General features: G+C 70.3%; 15 protein-coding genes and 2 pseudogenes. 13 read left to right on the top strand and 4 right to left on the bottom strand.

All coding sequences use genetic code 11. From position 1 onward, the window contains the following. Window positions 1-130: 130 nt before the first annotated feature. A complete protein-coding gene (locus AC1RQF_RS06910) occupies window positions 131-934 on the bottom strand; it encodes an aminoglycoside phosphotransferase family protein (protein WP_273997837.1) in 804 nt (267 codons plus the stop codon). A gap of 530 nt (window positions 935-1464) precedes the next feature. Here AC1RQF_RS06910 and AC1RQF_RS06905 point away from each other — a divergent pair. The 10 genes from AC1RQF_RS06905 to AC1RQF_RS06860 all read left to right on the top strand — a co-directional run bounded on the left by AC1RQF_RS06905 (window position 1465) and on the right by AC1RQF_RS06860 (window position 12666). After that, a complete protein-coding gene (locus tag AC1RQF_RS06905; protein WP_492871615.1) occupies window positions 1465-1740 on the top strand; it encodes a DUF4148 domain-containing protein in 276 nt (91 codons plus the stop codon). A gap of 148 nt (window positions 1741-1888) precedes the next feature. Continuing rightward, window positions 1889-3172 (top strand): TolC family protein, encoded by a 1284-nt coding sequence (locus tag AC1RQF_RS06900; protein WP_492871613.1) that lies wholly within the window; start codon window positions 1889-1891, stop codon window positions 3170-3172. An 11-nt stretch (window positions 3173-3183) separates the two neighbouring features. After that, entirely contained in the window at window positions 3184-4653 is a 1470-nt protein-coding gene (locus AC1RQF_RS06895; RefSeq protein WP_492871612.1) for an efflux RND transporter periplasmic adaptor subunit, read from the top strand. Window positions 4654-4710: 57 nt separating this feature from the next. Beyond that, the gene (locus AC1RQF_RS06890; protein WP_492871611.1) at window positions 4711-7971 is read left to right on the top strand and encodes an efflux RND transporter permease subunit; all 3261 of its coding nucleotides are present in this window, start codon (window positions 4711-4713) and stop codon (window positions 7969-7971) included. A gap of 6 nt (window positions 7972-7977) precedes the next feature. Continuing rightward, window positions 7978-8652, top strand: a complete 675-nt coding sequence (gene irlR, locus AC1RQF_RS06885) for a heavy metal response regulator transcription factor IrlR (RefSeq protein ID WP_252983044.1) — start codon at window positions 7978-7980, stop codon at window positions 8650-8652. Then, on the top strand, window positions 8649-10019 hold the full coding sequence (locus tag AC1RQF_RS06880; RefSeq protein ID WP_273997828.1) for a heavy metal sensor histidine kinase: 1371 nt from the start codon (window positions 8649-8651) through the stop codon (window positions 10017-10019). The genes irlR and AC1RQF_RS06880 overlap by 4 nt, the downstream gene beginning before the upstream one ends. Window positions 10020-10144: 125 nt before the next feature. Beyond that, complete coding sequence (locus AC1RQF_RS06875; RefSeq protein WP_273997826.1) at window positions 10145-10417, top strand: hypothetical protein; 273 nt, start codon at window positions 10145-10147, stop codon at window positions 10415-10417. A 321-nt stretch (window positions 10418-10738) separates the two neighbouring features. Continuing rightward, on the top strand, window positions 10739-11029 hold the full coding sequence (locus AC1RQF_RS06870) for a DUF3331 domain-containing protein (protein WP_273997824.1): 291 nt from the start codon (window positions 10739-10741) through the stop codon (window positions 11027-11029). A gap of 169 nt (window positions 11030-11198) precedes the next feature. Beyond that, window positions 11199-12185, top strand: a complete 987-nt coding sequence (locus tag AC1RQF_RS06865; protein ID WP_273997823.1) for an oxidoreductase — start codon at window positions 11199-11201, stop codon at window positions 12183-12185. 175 nt (window positions 12186-12360) lie between these two features. Further along, complete coding sequence (locus AC1RQF_RS06860; protein WP_273997822.1) at window positions 12361-12666, top strand: DUF4148 domain-containing protein; 306 nt, start codon at window positions 12361-12363, stop codon at window positions 12664-12666. Between the two features lie 414 nt (window positions 12667-13080). Here the strand turns inward: AC1RQF_RS06860 and AC1RQF_RS06855 are convergent. Next, a pseudogene (locus tag AC1RQF_RS06855) lies at window positions 13081-13395 on the bottom strand (GNAT family N-acetyltransferase); the annotation flags it as partial. 93 nt (window positions 13396-13488) lie between these two features. After that, the gene (locus tag AC1RQF_RS06850; protein ID WP_492871627.1) at window positions 13489-13803 is read right to left on the bottom strand and encodes a GNAT family N-acetyltransferase; all 315 of its coding nucleotides are present in this window, start codon (window positions 13801-13803) and stop codon (window positions 13489-13491) included. A 29-nt stretch (window positions 13804-13832) separates the two neighbouring features. Between AC1RQF_RS06850 and AC1RQF_RS06845 the strand changes: the two are divergent. The 3 genes and pseudogenes from AC1RQF_RS06845 to AC1RQF_RS06835 form a co-directional block, all read left to right on the top strand. Then, a pseudogene (locus AC1RQF_RS06845) lies at window positions 13833-14054 on the top strand (hypothetical protein); the annotation flags it as partial. 39 nt (window positions 14055-14093) lie between these two features. After that, complete coding sequence (locus AC1RQF_RS06840) at window positions 14094-14393, top strand: VF_A0006 family four-cysteine protein (RefSeq protein WP_492871610.1); 300 nt, start codon at window positions 14094-14096, stop codon at window positions 14391-14393. 25 nt (window positions 14394-14418) lie between these two features. Continuing rightward, window positions 14419-15222, top strand: a complete 804-nt coding sequence (locus AC1RQF_RS06835; protein WP_273997815.1) for an alpha/beta fold hydrolase — start codon at window positions 14419-14421, stop codon at window positions 15220-15222. A gap of 59 nt (window positions 15223-15281) precedes the next feature. Here AC1RQF_RS06835 and panE read toward each other — a convergent pair whose 3' ends face one another. Further along, the gene (gene panE / locus AC1RQF_RS06830; RefSeq protein ID WP_492871609.1) at window positions 15282-16217 is read right to left on the bottom strand and encodes a 2-dehydropantoate 2-reductase; all 936 of its coding nucleotides are present in this window, start codon (window positions 16215-16217) and stop codon (window positions 15282-15284) included. Window positions 16218-16315: the final 98 nt, after the last annotated feature.

Below are 16315 nucleotides of genomic sequence, written 5' to 3'. Positions count from 1 at the left end.
GCAAGAGAAGTTCACCCGTCAATCGAATGAATGTTTTTGTAATGTTTTTATTTGATTTACTAAACGACGCGCAACAGAATATATAAAATAATCGCCAAAGCACCGCCGGCGCTGGCGCTCCGGGCTTTGCTCACCGCAGTTTCGCAATCGCGATCCGCGCCACGGATAAATCCGCCTTTTCCGCCGAACCATCGGCGATAAACCAGGCCGCCGATAAACCGGCATACGCCAGTATCCATTCCAATAAGCGCCGGCGCTCCAGTTGCGCGGCCGCGGCCACCACCTCCACCTGCCGCGCGAAGCGCACCGGATCGCGCGAGACCGGCAGGTCCGGGTTGCACAGGATGTTCGCGAAATCGAAGCCGCGCTCACCGTACAGCCCTTTCGGATCGATTGCGCGCCAACCGCGCGCGCCGAAGTCGAGCACGTTGTCGTGATGCAGGTCGCCGTGCAGCACGACGACCTCGCGCGGCGCGGCCAGCAGCGCGCGGGCCGTGTCGGCGCTCGTGCGCAGGATGCCGCCGTGCGCGCGCGCGGCCGCATCCAGCTCCGCGAACCAGCGCGCGAGCGGCGTCAGCGGGGGCGGCACCGGAACGCGCGGCGCATGCAGGCGCGCGGCCACCGCGCAGATCGCGCGGCTGGCGACATCGTCGTCGCCCGTCATCGCCATCTCGTGCAGCGAGCGCGCGCCGCGCGCGCGTTCGAGCAGCAGCGCATCGCCTTCATGCCCGAGCACGCGCGCGGCGCCGCGGCCGTCCCACCAGGCCATCAGCGCGGCGCCCGCGCGTTCTTCCGGCACGCGCGCAATCTTCAGCATGGCCGCGCGACTCGCCATGCGCACCGGCAGCAGCGCGCTCGTCGCCGTGAAGCGCGGCGCGCCGTCGGGCGTCAGGCGCCAGCGCCGCAGCGCGGCATCGAATATCGTCGCAGTCATCGCGCGCCTCGCGCCTCTACGCGTCAAACATGGTGAGGGGACTCTAACAGAGGGGCTTCATTGGCGTCGCGGGAACAGGCAGGGCTGCGGCTTCACGTGAAAATTCTCGTAGCGGCACGGACGACCGAAGTAATCGACCGTCCCGCCGGCCGACGCCGCGGAAGCGACGCGCTCGCCACTTCCGGTCGCGGGCGGCGCATCCGCGCCCGCCGGCCTGGCGGCCGGCGGCGCCACCCCGCAGGCGGTAAGCGATGCGGCGGAAATCAACACGGCGAGAACGGCAAGGCGACGGGACATGTGAGGCGGCTCCTGGAAACGCGACCGCGCCGACACGATGCGACGCGGCCGACAATGGCATGCGGCCAGTCTAGGCAGCCCTTCCACACCCGCCCGTGACGCGAACATGAGCGTTTTGTCATGCACGCTCCGCGATGGCGGATTTGTCATGCGCGGCTCATGATCCCGTTTCGTTCGCTCTCCACAATGATCCCGGCTGTCCGATTCCCGGCGGCATCCACCGGAGAGATCACATGAAAGTCCTGCCCCTGTTCGCCCTCGCATCCCTGCTGCCGATCGCCGGCGCCGCGCTGGCCGACGGCATGCCCGAGGGAAAGTACGGCAAGAGCCGCGAAGAAGTGCGCGCCGAGCTGATCCGCGCGCAGCACGAAGGCCAGGTGCCGGCCAGGAAGACCGAGTACCCGCCGAGCGCCGACACCGTGGCGCGCAACCGCGAGTTGCACGCGGTCGCGCGCCATGACGGCGCGCCGAATCCGCCGCTCGGCCCCAACGAACTGGCCGGCCGCTAGGCCCACCACCACCACGCCCTCGCAGGAGGGCGTTTTTTTGCGCGCGCGACGGGACATGACGGATTTGTCATGTTGCGCTCATGTTTGCATCGCACCCGCTCCGTAGCATCGCCACCTGATTGCCTCCCCTTCGCTCGCTTCCGATTCGATGATGTCCAAGTCCTTCGTGCTCCTTCTCGCCGCCGCGCTGTGGCTGCCCGCCGCCCATGCGCAGACCGCCGCTCCCACCCCGGACGCCGGGCCCGACACGCCGTTCACGCTGAGCGACGCGCTACGGCTCGCCGCCGCGCGCAATCCGCAGCTGCGCGGTGCGCGCGCCGCCGCCGACGCGTCCCAGGGCGCGTTCGTGCAGGCCGGCATGCGCCCGAATCCGGACATCTCGTACCTCCAGGAAAGCTTCCAGCGCCAGGAGAACACGCGCACCGCGCTCGTCAACCAGCGCATCGAACTGGGCGGCAAGCGCGGCTACCGCATGGACGTCGCGGCCTACGGCCGCGAAGCGTCGCTCGCCGCCGTCGACGCCCAGTCGGCCGCGGTGCGCGCGAACGTCACGTCCGCGTTCTTCGGCCTGATCGCCGCGCAGAAGACGCTCGACGTCAGCACGGAATCCACGGCGATCGCCCAGCGCTCGACCGATCTCGTCACGCGGCGCGTCAGCGCGGGCAAGGTCTCGCCGGTCGAGGAAACCAAGGCGCGCATCGCACTCGCCGCCGCGCAGATCGAGCTGACGCGCGCGGCCACCAGCGTCGCCGCGGCCCGCGAAAAGCTCGCGAACACGCTGGGCGGACCCTGGCCGGGCGGCAGCGCGAGCGACGCCGCGTTCGACGCGCTGCCCGCCATGCCGCCTCTCGCGCAACTGCAGGCGCAGCTGGACGGCGCGCCCTCGACGCGCCAGGCGCTCGCCAACCTGCGCCAGTCGAACGCGCGGATCGCGCTCGAACGCGCGCGACGCATTCCGGACGTGACGATCAGCGCCGGCTACAAGCGCGTGACGGCGGGGGGACGCCCGGACAACCAGGCGGTCGTCGGCGTGTCGATTCCGCTGCCGATCTTCGATACGAATCGCGGCGCGATCATGGAAGCCACGCACAACGCCGCGAAGGCCGAGGCCGACCTCGCCGGCGAACAGCTCGAACAGCGGCTCGCGCTCGCGCAGGCCTACGCCGGCTACGAGAACGCCACCCAGGAAGCGCGCCGGCTCAAGCGCGACGTGCTGCCCGCCGCCCGCGACGCGCTCGACGCGATGTCGCGCGGCTACGCGCTCGGCAAGTTCCAGTTTCTCGACGTGCTCGATGCGCAGCGCACGCTGTTCGACGCCCAGACCCGTTACATCCGCGCCCTGACCGACGCGCACCTGACCTACGCGGAACTCGACCGCCTGGTCGGCACGTCGCTCGACGTCGCCGCGGCTTCCCAACCCGCCCAACCTTGAGGATCACCATCATGCCGCGCAACCTGAAGCGTGTCGCCGTGGCGGTCGCGCTCGCCGGCGCGCTCGCCGCCGCCGGCACGATCGCCTTCACCGCCGTGCGCCCGTCCGCCGGCGGCGCCGCCGGCCCGTCCCCCGCCAGCGCCGCCGCGCCGGGCGCGCGCGGCGGCGTCGTGCTGAAGACGGGCGCCTACGCGCTCGAAATCGTGCCGAGCGAGCAGGACGGCGCCGTCACGCTGTCCATCTACCCGTCGGTCGACGGCAAGCCGCTCAAGCCGGGCCCCGACGCCGTGCTCGACGCGACGCTGGTGCGCTACGACGGCACCCGCGCGCCGCTCACGCTCGTCGCGAACGGCGAGCGCTACACGACCCGCGAGCCGCTCGCGAAGCCGCACGTGTTCGACGTGCAGTTCCAGCTGCGCGCCGGTGCGCTGCGGCAGGCCTTCAGCTACACGCTCGGCGACGGCCTGCTGCCGCTCACGGCCGAGCAGATCCGCGCCTCGAAGATCGGCCTCGCGCAGGCCGCGCCCGCCGAGATCGTCGCGTCGTTCCAGCTGCCGGGCGAGATCAAGTTCAACGAGGACCGCACCGCGCACGTGGTGCCGCGCATCGCGGGCGTGGTCGAGCAGGTCAACGTCGCGATCGGCCAGCAGGTGCGCAAGGGCGACGTGCTCGCGGTGATCGCGAGCACCGACCTGTCGGACCGCCGCAGCGAACTGCTGACCGCGCAGAAGCGCCTGACCGGCGCGCGCCAGGTCTACGCGCGCGAAAAGACCCTGTGGGAAGAGCGGATCTCGGCCGAGCAGGACTATCAGGCCGCGCAGGTGCAACTGCGCGAAGCGGAGATCGCGGTGCAGAACGCGCAGCAGAAGCTGTCCGCGATCAATGCGTCCGCCACCGGCGCGCTCAACCGCTACGCGTTGCGCGCGCCCTTCTCCGGCACCATCGTCGAGAAGCACGTGACGCCGGGCGAAGCCGTCGCGGCCGACGCGAACGTATTCGTGCTCGCGGACCTGTCGACGGTGTGGGCCGAGATGGCCGTGCCCGCGCAACGGCTCGACGAGGTGCGGGTCGGCCGCCGCGCGACCGTCAGCGCAACCGCGTTCGACTCGCAGGCGAGCGGCGAGATCGCCTATGTCGGCGCGCTGCTCGGCGCGCAGACCCGCACCGCGCCCGCGCGCGTGGTGCTGCCGAACCCGTCGCTCGCGTGGCGGCCGGGCCTGTTCGTCAACGTGTCGGTCGACGCGCGCGCGCGCGCCGTGCCGGTCGCGATCGAGACCCGCGCGCTGCAAACCCTCGACGGCCAGCCCGCCGTGTTCGTCGAGACCGCGCGCGGCTTCGTCGCGCAGCCGGTGGAGCTGGGCGAGCGCGACGGCCGCTTCACCGAGGTGACGCGCGGCCTGCGCGCCGGCCAGCGCTATGCGACCGACAACAGTTTCATCCTGAAGTCGGAGCTGGAAAAAGGCTCCGCCGAGGGGCATTGAGCCACGCCCACGCGGTCCGGGCTGCCCGGACCTCACTAGATCCCTGGAATCCTTCGAATGTTTGAGCGCCTGATTCGCTTCGCCATCGCGCACCGCTGGCTCGTGCTGCTCGCCGTCCTCGCGGCGGCGGCGCTCGGCGTCTACAGCTACCAGAAGCTGCCGATCGACGCCGTGCCCGACATCACCAACGTGCAGGTGCAGATCAACACGCCCGCGCCCGGCTATTCGCCGCTCGAAGTCGAGCAGCGCGTGACCTATCCGCTGGAAACGGTGATGGCGGGCCTGCCCCACCTGGAGCAGACCCGCTCGATCTCCCGCTACGGGATCTCGCAGATCACCGTGATCTTCAAGGACGGCACCGACATCTACTTCGCGCGGCAGCTCGTCAACGAGCGCCTGCAGCAGGCCAAGGACCGGCTGCCGGAAGGTGTCGCGCCGATCATGGGGCCGACCTCGACCGGGCTCGGCGAGATCTACATGTGGACCATCGAGACCGATGACAACGCGCGCAAGCCCGACGGCAGCCGCTACACGCCGATGGACCTGCGCGAGCTGCAGGACTGGGTGGTGCGGATGCAGCTGCGCAACGTGCCCGGCGTGACCGAGGTCAACTCGATCGGCGGCTTCGTCAAGGAGTATCAGGTCGCGCCCGATCCGGCCAAGCTGATGTCCTACGGGCTGTCGCTCGCGGACGTGGTGCGCGCGCTGAAGATCAACAACGACAACGTCGGCGCGGGCTACATCGAGAAGCGCGGCGAGCAGTATCTCGTGCGCGTGCCGGGCCAGGCGCGCTCGGTCGACGATCTCGCGAACATCGTGCTGACCAACGTCGGCGGCGTGCCGGTGCGGATGAAGGACATCGGCGAGGTCGGCGTCGGTCGCGAGCTGCGCACCGGCGCGGCCACCGAGAACGGCCGCGAGGTCGTGCTCGGCACCGTGTTCATGCTGATCGGCGAGAACAGCCGCACGGTCGCCGACGCGGTCGCGCGCAAGATGGTCGAGGTCAACCGCTCGCTGCCAGCCGGCGTGAAGGCGGTGCCCGTCTACGACCGCACGGTGCTGGTCGAGAAGGCGGTCGCGACCGTCAAGAAGAACCTGCTCGAAGGCGCGCTGTTCGTGATTGCCGTGCTGTTCCTGTTCCTCGGCAACCTGCGCGCGGCGCTGATCACCGCGCTCGTGATCCCGCTGTCGATGCTGATGACCTTCACCGGCATGGTGAACGCGAAAGTCAGCGCGAACCTGATGAGCCTCGGCGCGCTCGACTTCGGCATCATCATCGACGGCGCGGTCGTGATCGTCGAGAACTGCGTGCGGCGGCTCGCGCACGCGCAGACCGCGCTCGGCCGCCCGCTGACCCGCGAGGAGCGCTTCGCGGAGGTGTTCTCGGCGTCGCAGGAAGCGCGCCGCGCGCTGATCTTCGGCCAGGTGATCATCATGGTGGTGTACCTGCCGATCTTCGCGCTGACGGGCGTCGAGGGGAAGATGTTCCATCCGATGGCGATGACCGTCGTGATGGCGCTCGCCGCCGCGATGGTGCTCACGGTCACCTTCATTCCCGCCGCGGTCGCGCTGTTCATCGGCGACAAGGTGCAGGAGAAGGAAAACCGCCTGATGACCTGGGCGCGGCGCGCCTATGCGCCGCTGCTGGACATCTGCCTGCGGCGCGCGCGGCCGGTGCTGATCGGCACCGTCGCGATCGTCGCGCTGACCACCCTGCTCGCGACGCGGCTCGGCAGCGAGTTCATCCCGAGCCTCAACGAAGGCGATTTCTCGGTCTCGACGCTGCGCGTGCCGGGCACGAGCCTCACGCAATCGCTCGAGATGCAGCGCACGATCGAGCAGACCCTGACCACGCGGTTCCCGGAGATCGAGCGCGTGTTCGCGCGCACCGGCACGGCCGAGGTCGCGACCGATCTGATGGCGCCCAACCAGTCGGACGCCTACATCATGCTGAAGCCGGTCAAGGCGTGGCCCGATCCGTCCAAGTCGCGCGACACGCTGCGCGCCGAGATGGAGGAAGCGCTGCAGCAGATCCCCGGCAACGTCTACGAGTTCTCGCAGCCGATCCAGCTGCGCTTCAACGAACTGATCTCCGGCGTGCGCAGCGACGTGGCCGTCAAGCTGTTCGGCGACGACATGGACGTGCTGAACGGCACCGCGCAGCGGATCCTCGACGCCCTGCAGAAGGTGCCCGGCGCATCCGAGGCGAAGGTCGAGCAGACCACCGGCCTGCCGGTGCTGACCGTCAACCTCGCGCGCGAGCGGCTCGCGCGCTACGGCGTGAACATCGGCGAGGTGCAGGACGCGATCGCGGCGGCGATCGGCGGCAAGACCGCGAGCACGCTGTTCCAGGGCGACCGCCGCTTCGACATCGTGGTGCGTCTGCCGGACGCGCTGCGCTCCGACATCGACGCGATCCGACGCCTGCCGATCGCGCTGCCCGCCGGCGACGCCGCGCCCGCCGCGTTCAGCGTGACGCCCGCGAGCGGCTCGACGGTCGCGAACGGCGCGCCGGCCGGCGTGCGCTTCGTGCCGCTGTCGGAACTCGCGAGCGTCGACGTGACGCCGGGCCCGAACCAGATCAGCCGCGAGGACGGCAAGCGCCGCATCGTGATCAGCGCGAACGTGCGCGGCCGCGACGTGGGCTCGTTCGTCGCCGACGCGCAGGCGCGCATCCGCGCCGACGTGAAAATCCCGTCCGGCTACTGGATCGCCTGGGGCGGCCAGTTCGAACAGCTGCAAAGCGCGGCCGAACGCCTGCAGGTGGTGGTGCCGGTCGCGCTGCTGATGGTGTTCCTGCTGCTGTTCATGATGTTCAACAACGTCAAGGACGGCCTCCTCGTGTTCACCGGGATTCCGTTCGCGCTGTCGGGCGGCATCGTGTTCCTGTGGATGCGCGGCATCCCGCTCTCGATCTCGGCGGCGGTCGGCTTCATCGCGCTGTCGGGGGTCGCCGTGCTGAACGGGCTCGTGATGATCTCCTTCATCCGCAACCTGCGCGACGAGGGCCGCCCGCTCGACGACGCGGTGCGCGAGGGCGCGCTGACCCGGCTGCGGCCCGTGCTGATGACGGCGCTCGTCGCGTCGCTGGGCTTCGTGCCGATGGCGCTCGCGACCGGCACGGGCGCCGAAGTGCAGCGCCCGCTCGCAACCGTCGTGATCGGCGGTATCCTGTCGTCCACCCTGCTCACGCTGCTGGTGCTGCCGGTGCTGTACCGGCTCGCCTACACGCATTCGCTGCGGCGCACGCTGGCGGCGCGGCTCGCGGGCCGCCTGCCCGCGCGCTGGCTCGCGCGGCTGGGCCTTTCAACGAGGTAAACGAAGATGCGCATCCTGATCGTCGAAGACGAACCGAAAACCGGCATGTACCTGCGCAAGGGGCTCAACGAAGCCGGCTTCGTGACCGACTGGGTCGATGACGGCGTCACCGGGCTGCATCAGGCCGAAACCGAGGACTACGACCTGATCATCCTCGACATCATGCTGCCGGGCCGCGACGGGCTCAGCGTGGTCGAGAGCCTGCGGCGCTCGCGCTCGACCCCGGTGCTGTTCCTCAGCGCGCGCGACAACGTCGAGGACCGCGTGCGCGGCCTCGAACTCGGCGGCGACGACTACCTCGTGAAGCCGTTCGATTTCGTCGAGCTGCTCGCCCGGGTGCGCTCACTCCTGCGGCGCGGCAAGCCGCGCGAGGCCACCCAGCTGAGCGTCGCCGACCTCGAACTGGACCTGACGCGCCGCAAGGCCACCCGCCAGGGCCGCACGATCCTGCTCACCGCGAAGGAATTCACGCTGCTGTGGCTGCTGATGCGCCGCGAGGGCGAGGTGCTGCCGCGCGCGACCATCGCCTCGCAGGTGTGGGACATGAACTTCAACAGCGACACCAACGTGGTCGACGCGGCGATCCGCCGGCTGCGCGCGAAGATCGACGACGACTACGAGCCGAAGCTGATCCACACGGTGCGCGGCATGGGCTACGTGCTGGAGGCGCGCGACGCATGAGCCGCTTCCTGCCCGCCACGCTGCGGCTGCGGCTCACGGTGTCGTTCGCGATCTGCACCGCGCTCGTGCTCGCGTTGAGCGGCCTGCTGCTGTATGAATCGCTGCGCGTGCGCGTCGAGCGCCAGGCCGACGCGCAGATGGACGGCCTGCTGGGCGCGCTGCGGTCGCATCTCGGCGACGCCGCGACGCCCGACGCGGTCGCCGCGCAGCCGCGCTTCTGGCTCGACCAGCTGCACGGCCACGGCGACCTCGAGATCGCGCTGTTCGACGCGCGCGGCCGCACGCTGATGCGCAGCCCGGGCCTGCTCGATCCGCCCGTCGCCGACGACGCGCGCCGGCTGGTGCCCGACAGCCCGCTGCGCTACCTGACCGCGGGCGCGCGGCTCGCGCGCGGCGCGGGCGAGCCGGTGCGGATCGTGATCCAGTACAACGCGTCGAGCGACCGGCTGCTGCTGCATACGCTGTTCATCACGATCGTCGTGATCGGCGTCGCGGGCATCGTGCTGATGACGGCGCTCGCCTACGGCATCTCGGCGCTCGGGCTGAGCCCGCTGCGCCAGCTGGTGCAGAAGGCCCAGCGGATCTCGACGAGCCGCCTGGACGAACGCCTGCCCGAGACCGGCATGACGGGCGAACTCAAGGAGGTGAGCGAAGCCTTCAACGACATGCTGCTGCGCCTCCAGCGCTCGTTCGCGCAGCTGTCGCAGTTCTCGTCCGACCTCGCGCACGACATCCGCACGCCGCTCACGAACCTGCTCGCGGAATCGCAGGTCGCGCTGTCGAAGCCGCGCAGCGCGGACGAATACCGCGCGGTGATCGAGTCCGGCGTCGACGAATACCGGCGCCTGTCGCGGATGGTCGAGGACATGCTGTTCCTCGCGCGCTCGGACAACGCGCGGCAGCGCATCGCCCCGCATGCGCTCGACGCGCGCACCGAGGCCGAGCGCGTCGCCGGCTACTACGAGTTCATCGCCGACGAGGCCGGCGTGCAGCTCGACGTCGTCGGTCACGCGCGCGTGACGGCCGATACGCTGCTGTTGCAGCGCGCGCTGTCGAACCTGGTGTCGAATGCGCTCGCGCACGCGCCGCGCGACAGCACGGTCACGCTCGCGATCGAGTGGCACGCGGACGAAACCGTGCTGTCGGTGACCGACCACGGGCCCGGCATCGCGGCCGAGCATCTCCCGCACATCTTCGACCGTTTCTACCGGGTCGATCCGTCGCGCCACCACTCGGCCTCGGGTACGGGGCTCGGCCTCGCGATCGTGCAGTCGATCATGCGCGCGCACCGCGGGCGTTGCACGGTGACCAGCACGCCGCGCGTCGCCACCACGTTCTCGCTGCACTTTCCCGCCGCGTCCGCCTGACAAAAACTTCATCTGTGCGTCATGCCGCGATCGGGTACGCCGGCGCATGATGGGAACCGACCCGCCCGCCGCAGGCTTCGCGCCTGCAGCCGGGCGACCCCGCAGGCAATCAGGAAGGAGCCCTCATGAAATCGTTCGCCGCCCTGCCCGCCGCCGCCGCGCTGCTGCTCGCGCTGGCCGCCGCGCCCGCCATGGCGTCCGCGCGCTACGACAGCGCGCGGACGCCCGACACCACCGCCCCCTCCGCCGCCGCGCGGCAGGACGCGACCGACGCCGCGACGCGCGCGGGTTACGGCGCGAACGCCGCGCCCCGCGCCGAGGCCGGGAGCCGCGCGACACTGCACGTTGCCCGCGATCCGTTTACGATCAACGGCCGCTCGTTGTACGACCAGCCCTGACGGACACCACGTCCACGCGGGTGGGCCTTCCCACGCGGTCCTCACCCCGGCGCTGATGCGAGTCAGGCGCTCACCGTGCGGCCCACCTTTTCACGCCCCGGACCTCCGTGTCCGGGGTTTTTTTGTCCCGTTTCCCAGTGGAATAACGATTCGATTGTTTCTGAATCGGCAAAAAGTAATTTGATCCAGGCAGGATGTTTTTTCCATGCGAGGCCGCTTACATTTAACGCATCCACTCATGGTAAACCGCTACGGAATCGACGGAACGCAGCTGCAATAACTGCCTAGGCCGATACCGCACGAGCTTTAGGAAACGGCAAAATGAAGTCCACCCACTCCCTGCCTGTGCTCGATCCCGACGACGTTCATGTTGAAATCCTCGAACGTTCCGATACGCTGCTCGTCGTACGCTGGGTCGAACCCGGCCGCTGTCACTACGGCGAGCAACGCTGGCGCCGGCGCTTCGCGCAGCGCACCGGCACCTGCGCGTTGTCGCGGCAGGTGATCCACCGCGGCGACGAGGTGTTCCGCCCCGCCGAGCGCCCCGCCCCCGCGAACGCGGCCGCGATGATCTCGGCCGCCGAAGTGCTGGGGCTCCTCAGCGCCAAGTAAGCGCGCCTCGCGCATCCCCCCGGTTAGAACCCATTCTCTAGTTCATGCCTTGTCCCTGCGGCTCGGCCGCATTACCGTTACATCAATCAATGTGATGGTCGGAGCGGTCCCGTTTACGCACGACACACCGATGCGCGCCGGCCGCGACGGCCGACCAACGGAGGCCACGATGCATGCCTGGAGCACCCGACACATCCTGCCGCAAGGCGGCAAGGTAGCGGTCGTCACCGGGGCCAACAGCGGCCTGGGCTGGCAAATCGCCGATACGCTGGCCGCCAAGGGCGCGCTCGTCATACTCGGCTGCCGCGATCTCGAGCGGGGCCGCGCGGCCGCGCACGCGATCCGCAGCCGCTCGCCGCACGCCCGCATCGAGGTCGAACCGCTCGATCTCGCGCATCTCGCCTCGATCTGCCGCTTCGCCGACGGCGTGCACGAACGGCACGGACGCGTCGACATCCTGTGCAACAACGCCGGCGTGATGTTCCTGCCGCTGTGCCGCACCCGCGACGGCTTCGAGATGCAGATGGGCACCAACCATCTCGGTCATTTCGCGCTGACGGGGCTGCTGCTGCCCGCGCTGCGCGCGGCGCGCCGTGCGCGGGTCGTGACGATGTCGAGCGGCTTCAACCGGCTCGGCCGGATCCGGCTCGACAACATGCACGCGGAACGCAGCTACAACAAGTACCGCGCCTATTGCGACAGCAAGCTTGCGAACCTGATGTTCGCGCTCGAACTGCAACGCCGCTTCGAGCGCGCGGGGCTCAACGCGCGCAGCGTCGCCGCGCATCCCGGCTATGCGGCCACCAATCTCCAGTTCGCGGGCCCGGCGATGACGCAGTCGGCGCTCGGCACGCTCGCGATGCGCTGGTCGAACCGTCTCGTCGCGCAGCCCGCCGACGTGGGCGCGCTGCCCGCGCTGTATGCGGCGACCTCGCCCGATCTGCCCGGCGGGGCCTATATCGGCCCTGCGCGGCTGTTCGAAACGCGCGGCTATCCGGCTTCCGCGCGCATCCCGCATCCGGCACGCGATCTCGCCATGCAGGCCCGGCTGTGGGACAAGTCGACGAACCTGACGGGCGTGCGCTTCCTCGACCTGCCGCCGGCGGACGGCGCACGCGATGCGGCACATCCGGCCGACTCCCGCCGGCCCGATTGACGCTGCGGCGCGCGCCCCGCGCCGCATCGCGCTCACGCCCGCCCATTTTTACGCCCCAGGTAAGAATCTATCGTCGAAATCAGTATTTACCCCTAGATCTCCGATGACTACGATGTAACCAATCGCTTAAGACAAGGTGTCGAGAGCGACACCAATACAACATTCGGAGGTCATCATGAAATCGATCGTTTATGCAGTCGTCGCCGCATCCGCGCTGTCCGCCTCGTTCGGCGCATTCGCGCAAACCAGCCCCGTGACCCGCGCGGAAGTGCGCGCCGAGCTGGTGCAACTGGAGAAGGCCGGCTATCAGCCGGGCGTGTCGAGCCCGTACTACCCGGCTGACATCCAGGCCGCGCAAGCCCGCGTCGCCGGCGCAACCGACACCAGCGGCTATGGCGCCCAAGCCGCGCCGACGGTGCGCGCCGGCAGCCCGGCCGCCACGTCGCAACGCGCGCGCGACTCGATCTTCTTCGGTCAGTAAGCACGCCGCGCCGCCCGCTTGCACCGGGCGGCTCCCCTGCTTTCCCCCGCGACGAGCCCGCCAGCCGGGCTCGTCGTCGCATCCGGACCCGTAACCTCCGCCGCTTCGCGAGAAGCGGCTTCCGCCCGGGCGCGATGCGTCCGGGCGCTTTTTCCGAGTGCGTCCAAGTGTCCGCGTACCGAGGAAGGCCGGTGTCTTGCCTGCGCCGATCCTTACATCATCTGTAAGGATCGGCGCGGTCGCATGAATGCGGCGCAAGCAGGGTTCAGCGCGAGGGGCGGACAAGGTGTGGCCATACTCGTCGCTGACCGCCCCCTTGAACGTATCGGCCGCGCGGGTCAGCCCGCTGCGCGCGAAGCCGAGCGCCTCGACCAGCGCGATGGACGCGCGGTTGCGCGCATCGATCTCGGCGTCGATCCGCCCGATCGGGTAGCGCGCGAACAGATGCGTGACGACGGCGCCGACCGCTTCCGTCGCCACGCCGCGCCGCCACTGATCGGGAAACACCAGGCAGGCGATCGACGCCGCAGCCCGCGCCGGCCGCACCGTCGCCTGCACGTAGCCGGCAAAGGACGCGCCGTGCGCTGCGCCGATCGCCCAGTTCAGCCAGATCTCGGCGCCGTCCGGCGATGCCTGGCGCGCGAGCGCCTCGACGCTCGCGGGCGGGCAGGTCGGGAATGAAGCCGTAGGCGCGCGGATCGCGCAAGCCGTCGTGCATCGGCCCGGCATGCGACGCATCGAGCGGATGCAGCGCGAAACGCGCGGCGGTATGCAGGACAGCGTCGTCAAGCGGATGCATCGCGCCCTCCAACCGCGCCGCGCTCAACGCACGATCGAATAGATCCGCGCGTCGACGAGCGCGCCGTCGCGCTCGCCCCCCGCGCCTTCGAGCCGCATGCCGACGCGCTCGCACAGGCGCCGGCAGCGCACGTTGCCCGGATCGACGCGCGCTTCGATCCGGCGCGCGCCCAACGCGTCGAACGCGAACGCCAGCAGCGCCGCCACGCCCTCGCCGATCAACCCCGCGCCCAATTCCCCCGTACGCCCCCACCAGCCCGCTTCGAACGAGCGCACCCGCCAGTCGGGTCGATGGATGCCCGCGCAACCCACGAGCGCACCGGACGCCTTCGGGAACAGCAGGAACGGAAAATCACGGCGCGCCGCGAATCGTCGCGATGCTGCCCGAACGGCTCGCGCGCGGCTGCCCCGGACTGCAAGCGGTCGACGCGCCGCTCGCGGTGCCCGGCTACGAGATCGCGATGCTGTGGCACGAACGCCAGCACCGCGATCCCAACCATCAGTGGCTGCGCGATCACATCGCCGACACGGCGCGCACGCTCGCTCCCGCCGACCAAAACGCACGCAGCCGTCCCCCGCCCCGGTGCTAAGATCCTTGCATCGCACCCCGCGCCTCTCGTTGGTTCGCCATGCGCCGCCTACTTGCCTTGCTCGCGCCCCTGCTGCTCGCCACCCCGTTCGCCGCGCACGCGTTCGGCGACGACGGCCAATACGACCAGTGCATCCTGCAGTCGCTGCGCAACAGCCAGAGCAGCGCGGTGGCCAACGTGCTGCGCAGCTCGTGCCAGTCGCTCTACCGGGACGGCGCGATGCTGCTGCCGCGCGAGCGCGCCTATCACGCCTGCATCCTGCAGAACGTGCCCGGCGTGCGCGACAGCTTCGCGCTGCAGCAAATCATGCAATCGTGTTCGCGCCAGAACCCGATGTAAGCGGGCTGGCCCGCGGTTTCCCTCCATGCTGACTTCGCCACCTCCGACCACCGACCACTGGATCGCGACCGCCCAAGGGCGCGCGTTCGCGCGCCGCTGGCGGCCCTCGGCGGCATCGGCCGAGCGCGCGCCGATCGTGCTGTTTCATGACTCGCTCGGCTGCGTCGCGCTATGGCGCGCGTTTCCCGCCGCCCTCGCGCAAGCGACCGGGCGCGCGGTGATCGCCTACGACCGGCCCGGCTTCGGCGCATCCGATGCCCGGCGCGACACGCTTGCGCTCGATTTCGTCGAGGCGGAAGCGGCCGGGCCGTTCCGCGCGCTGCGCGCGCAACTGGGCTTCGATCAGTTCATCGCGTTCGGCCATAGCGTCGGCGGCGGCATGGCGGTCGGATGCGCCGCCGCGTTTCCCGAGGCGTGCCGCGCGCTCGTGACCGAATCCGCCCAGGCGTTCGTCGAGGCGCGCACGCTGGCCGGCATCCGCGCGGCCGAGCGCACCTTCGCCGAGCCCGGCCAGCTCGACCGGCTCGCGCGCCATCACGGCGACAAGGCTGCGTGGGTGCTGCGCGCGTGGGTCGATACCTGGTGCGCGCCCGGGTTCCAGGCATGGTCGCTCGACGCGCTGCTGCCGCGCGTGCGCTGCCCCGTGCTCGCGATCCACGGCGAGCACGACGAATACGGCTCGCCGCGCCACCCCGAGCGGATCGCGTCGCGGGTCAGCGGGCCCGCACGCGTCGACTGCCTGCGCGCGTGCGGGCACGTTCCGCATCGAGATCGCGGCGGCGAAGTATTGACCACCGTCGCCGCCTTCCTGCGCGACATCGACGCGTAGCGCGCCGACCGGGCCGCCGTGCAGCGGCGGCCGGCGTTCGCTGTCGCGCGGGCGCCGAGTCAGGCCGATGCGGCCTCGCGCGCCGAGCGCGCTTCGTAGGTCTTCAGGTGGTTGTAGGCGATCCGCAGCGGCGACAGCCCCGCGCCCGCTTCCCCCGCTCGCGCGAGCAGGTCGCCGATCACATGGTCGGCCTCGACGCGCGCGTGACTCTCCAGGTCGCGCAGCATCGATGCGGTGAGCGGCGACGGCGTGAACAGCATGCGCTGCACGCTCGCATCGAATGCGTCACTCGGCGCATGGCCATGACGCCCGGAGATCGCGCGGCACTCGCCGTACAACGTCTCGATCAGCAGACGGCCGTCGGGCGCGGCGAGGATGTCGGCCACAGCGCCGCGCATCAGCGTCGTGCTCGCCGCGAGCGTCGCCAGGAATACCCACTTCTCCCACATGCGCGCGATGATGTCGTCGCGCAGCGAGGCGTCGAAGCCCGCGCCGGCCAGCACGTCCGCGATGGCGCGCGCGGCGTCGGCCGCGCCTTCCGAGCGCGCGCCGAACGACACGCCATGCGCGTCGTTCAGGTGCACGATGCGCTGCTCGCGATCGAGCGTCGCCGCGATCACGCACAGCCCGCCCAGCACGCGATCAACCCCGAAGCGCGCATCCAGCACGTCGAGATGGCGCATGCCGTTCAGCAGCGGGAGGACCCGCGTCGCCGGGCCGACGAACGGTTCGAACGACGCGATCGCGTCGTCGAGGCTGTACGCCTTGCAACTCAGCAGCACCAGATCGAACGGCTCGGCCGACTCGCCCGCGCGCACCACGCGCGGGGCGGGCAGCGTCAGGTCGCCGCGCGGACTGCGGATCACGAGGCCGTCGCGCGCCAGCGCCTGCCCGCGCGCGTCGCGCACCAGGAAGGTCACGTCACGGCCCGCCGCCGCGAGCCGCCCGCCGAAATATCCGCCGACCGCGCCGGCGCCCACCACCAGAATTCGCATCCTCGTCTCCACATCTGTCCGGGGTTCCGCGACGCCAGGGGAGCGACGCGTCCGAGCGGCGACTGTAGCGCAAATCGCCGGTTGGCACCGGCGGCGGT

The sequence above is a fragment of the Burkholderia sp. GW821-FHT14F03 genome, from assembly GCF_058803765.1.
This window is presented reverse-complemented; position numbering and strand designations above follow the sequence as displayed.

Excerpts from the sequence above, each read along its gene's own strand:
- AC1RQF_RS06835 (WP_273997815.1), top strand. The coding sequence starts at position 14,419 with ATGCTGACTTCGCCACCTCCGACCACCGACCACTGGATCGCGACCGCC.
- AC1RQF_RS06875 (WP_273997826.1), top strand. The coding sequence starts at position 10,145 with ATGAAATCGTTCGCCGCCCTGCCCGCCGCCGCCGCGCTGCTGCTCGCG.
- AC1RQF_RS06865 (WP_273997823.1), top strand. The coding sequence starts at position 11,199 with ATGCATGCCTGGAGCACCCGACACATCCTGCCGCAAGGCGGCAAGGTA.
- AC1RQF_RS06890 (WP_492871611.1), top strand. The coding sequence starts at position 4,711 with ATGTTTGAGCGCCTGATTCGCTTCGCCATCGCGCACCGCTGGCTCGTG.
- panE (WP_492871609.1), bottom strand. The coding sequence starts at position 16,217 with ATGCGAATTCTGGTGGTGGGCGCCGGCGCGGTCGGCGGATATTTCGGC.
- AC1RQF_RS06905 (WP_492871615.1), top strand. The coding sequence starts at position 1,465 with ATGAAAGTCCTGCCCCTGTTCGCCCTCGCATCCCTGCTGCCGATCGCC.
- AC1RQF_RS06880 (WP_273997828.1), top strand. The coding sequence starts at position 8,649 with ATGAGCCGCTTCCTGCCCGCCACGCTGCGGCTGCGGCTCACGGTGTCG.
- AC1RQF_RS06900 (WP_492871613.1), top strand. The coding sequence starts at position 1,889 with ATGATGTCCAAGTCCTTCGTGCTCCTTCTCGCCGCCGCGCTGTGGCTG.
- AC1RQF_RS06840 (WP_492871610.1), top strand. The coding sequence starts at position 14,094 with ATGCGCCGCCTACTTGCCTTGCTCGCGCCCCTGCTGCTCGCCACCCCG.
- irlR (WP_252983044.1), top strand. The coding sequence starts at position 7,978 with ATGCGCATCCTGATCGTCGAAGACGAACCGAAAACCGGCATGTACCTG.
- AC1RQF_RS06910 (WP_273997837.1), bottom strand. The coding sequence starts at position 934 with ATGACTGCGACGATATTCGATGCCGCGCTGCGGCGCTGGCGCCTGACG.
- AC1RQF_RS06870 (WP_273997824.1), top strand. The coding sequence starts at position 10,739 with ATGAAGTCCACCCACTCCCTGCCTGTGCTCGATCCCGACGACGTTCAT.
- AC1RQF_RS06860 (WP_273997822.1), top strand. The coding sequence starts at position 12,361 with ATGAAATCGATCGTTTATGCAGTCGTCGCCGCATCCGCGCTGTCCGCC.
- AC1RQF_RS06895 (WP_492871612.1), top strand. The coding sequence starts at position 3,184 with ATGCCGCGCAACCTGAAGCGTGTCGCCGTGGCGGTCGCGCTCGCCGGC.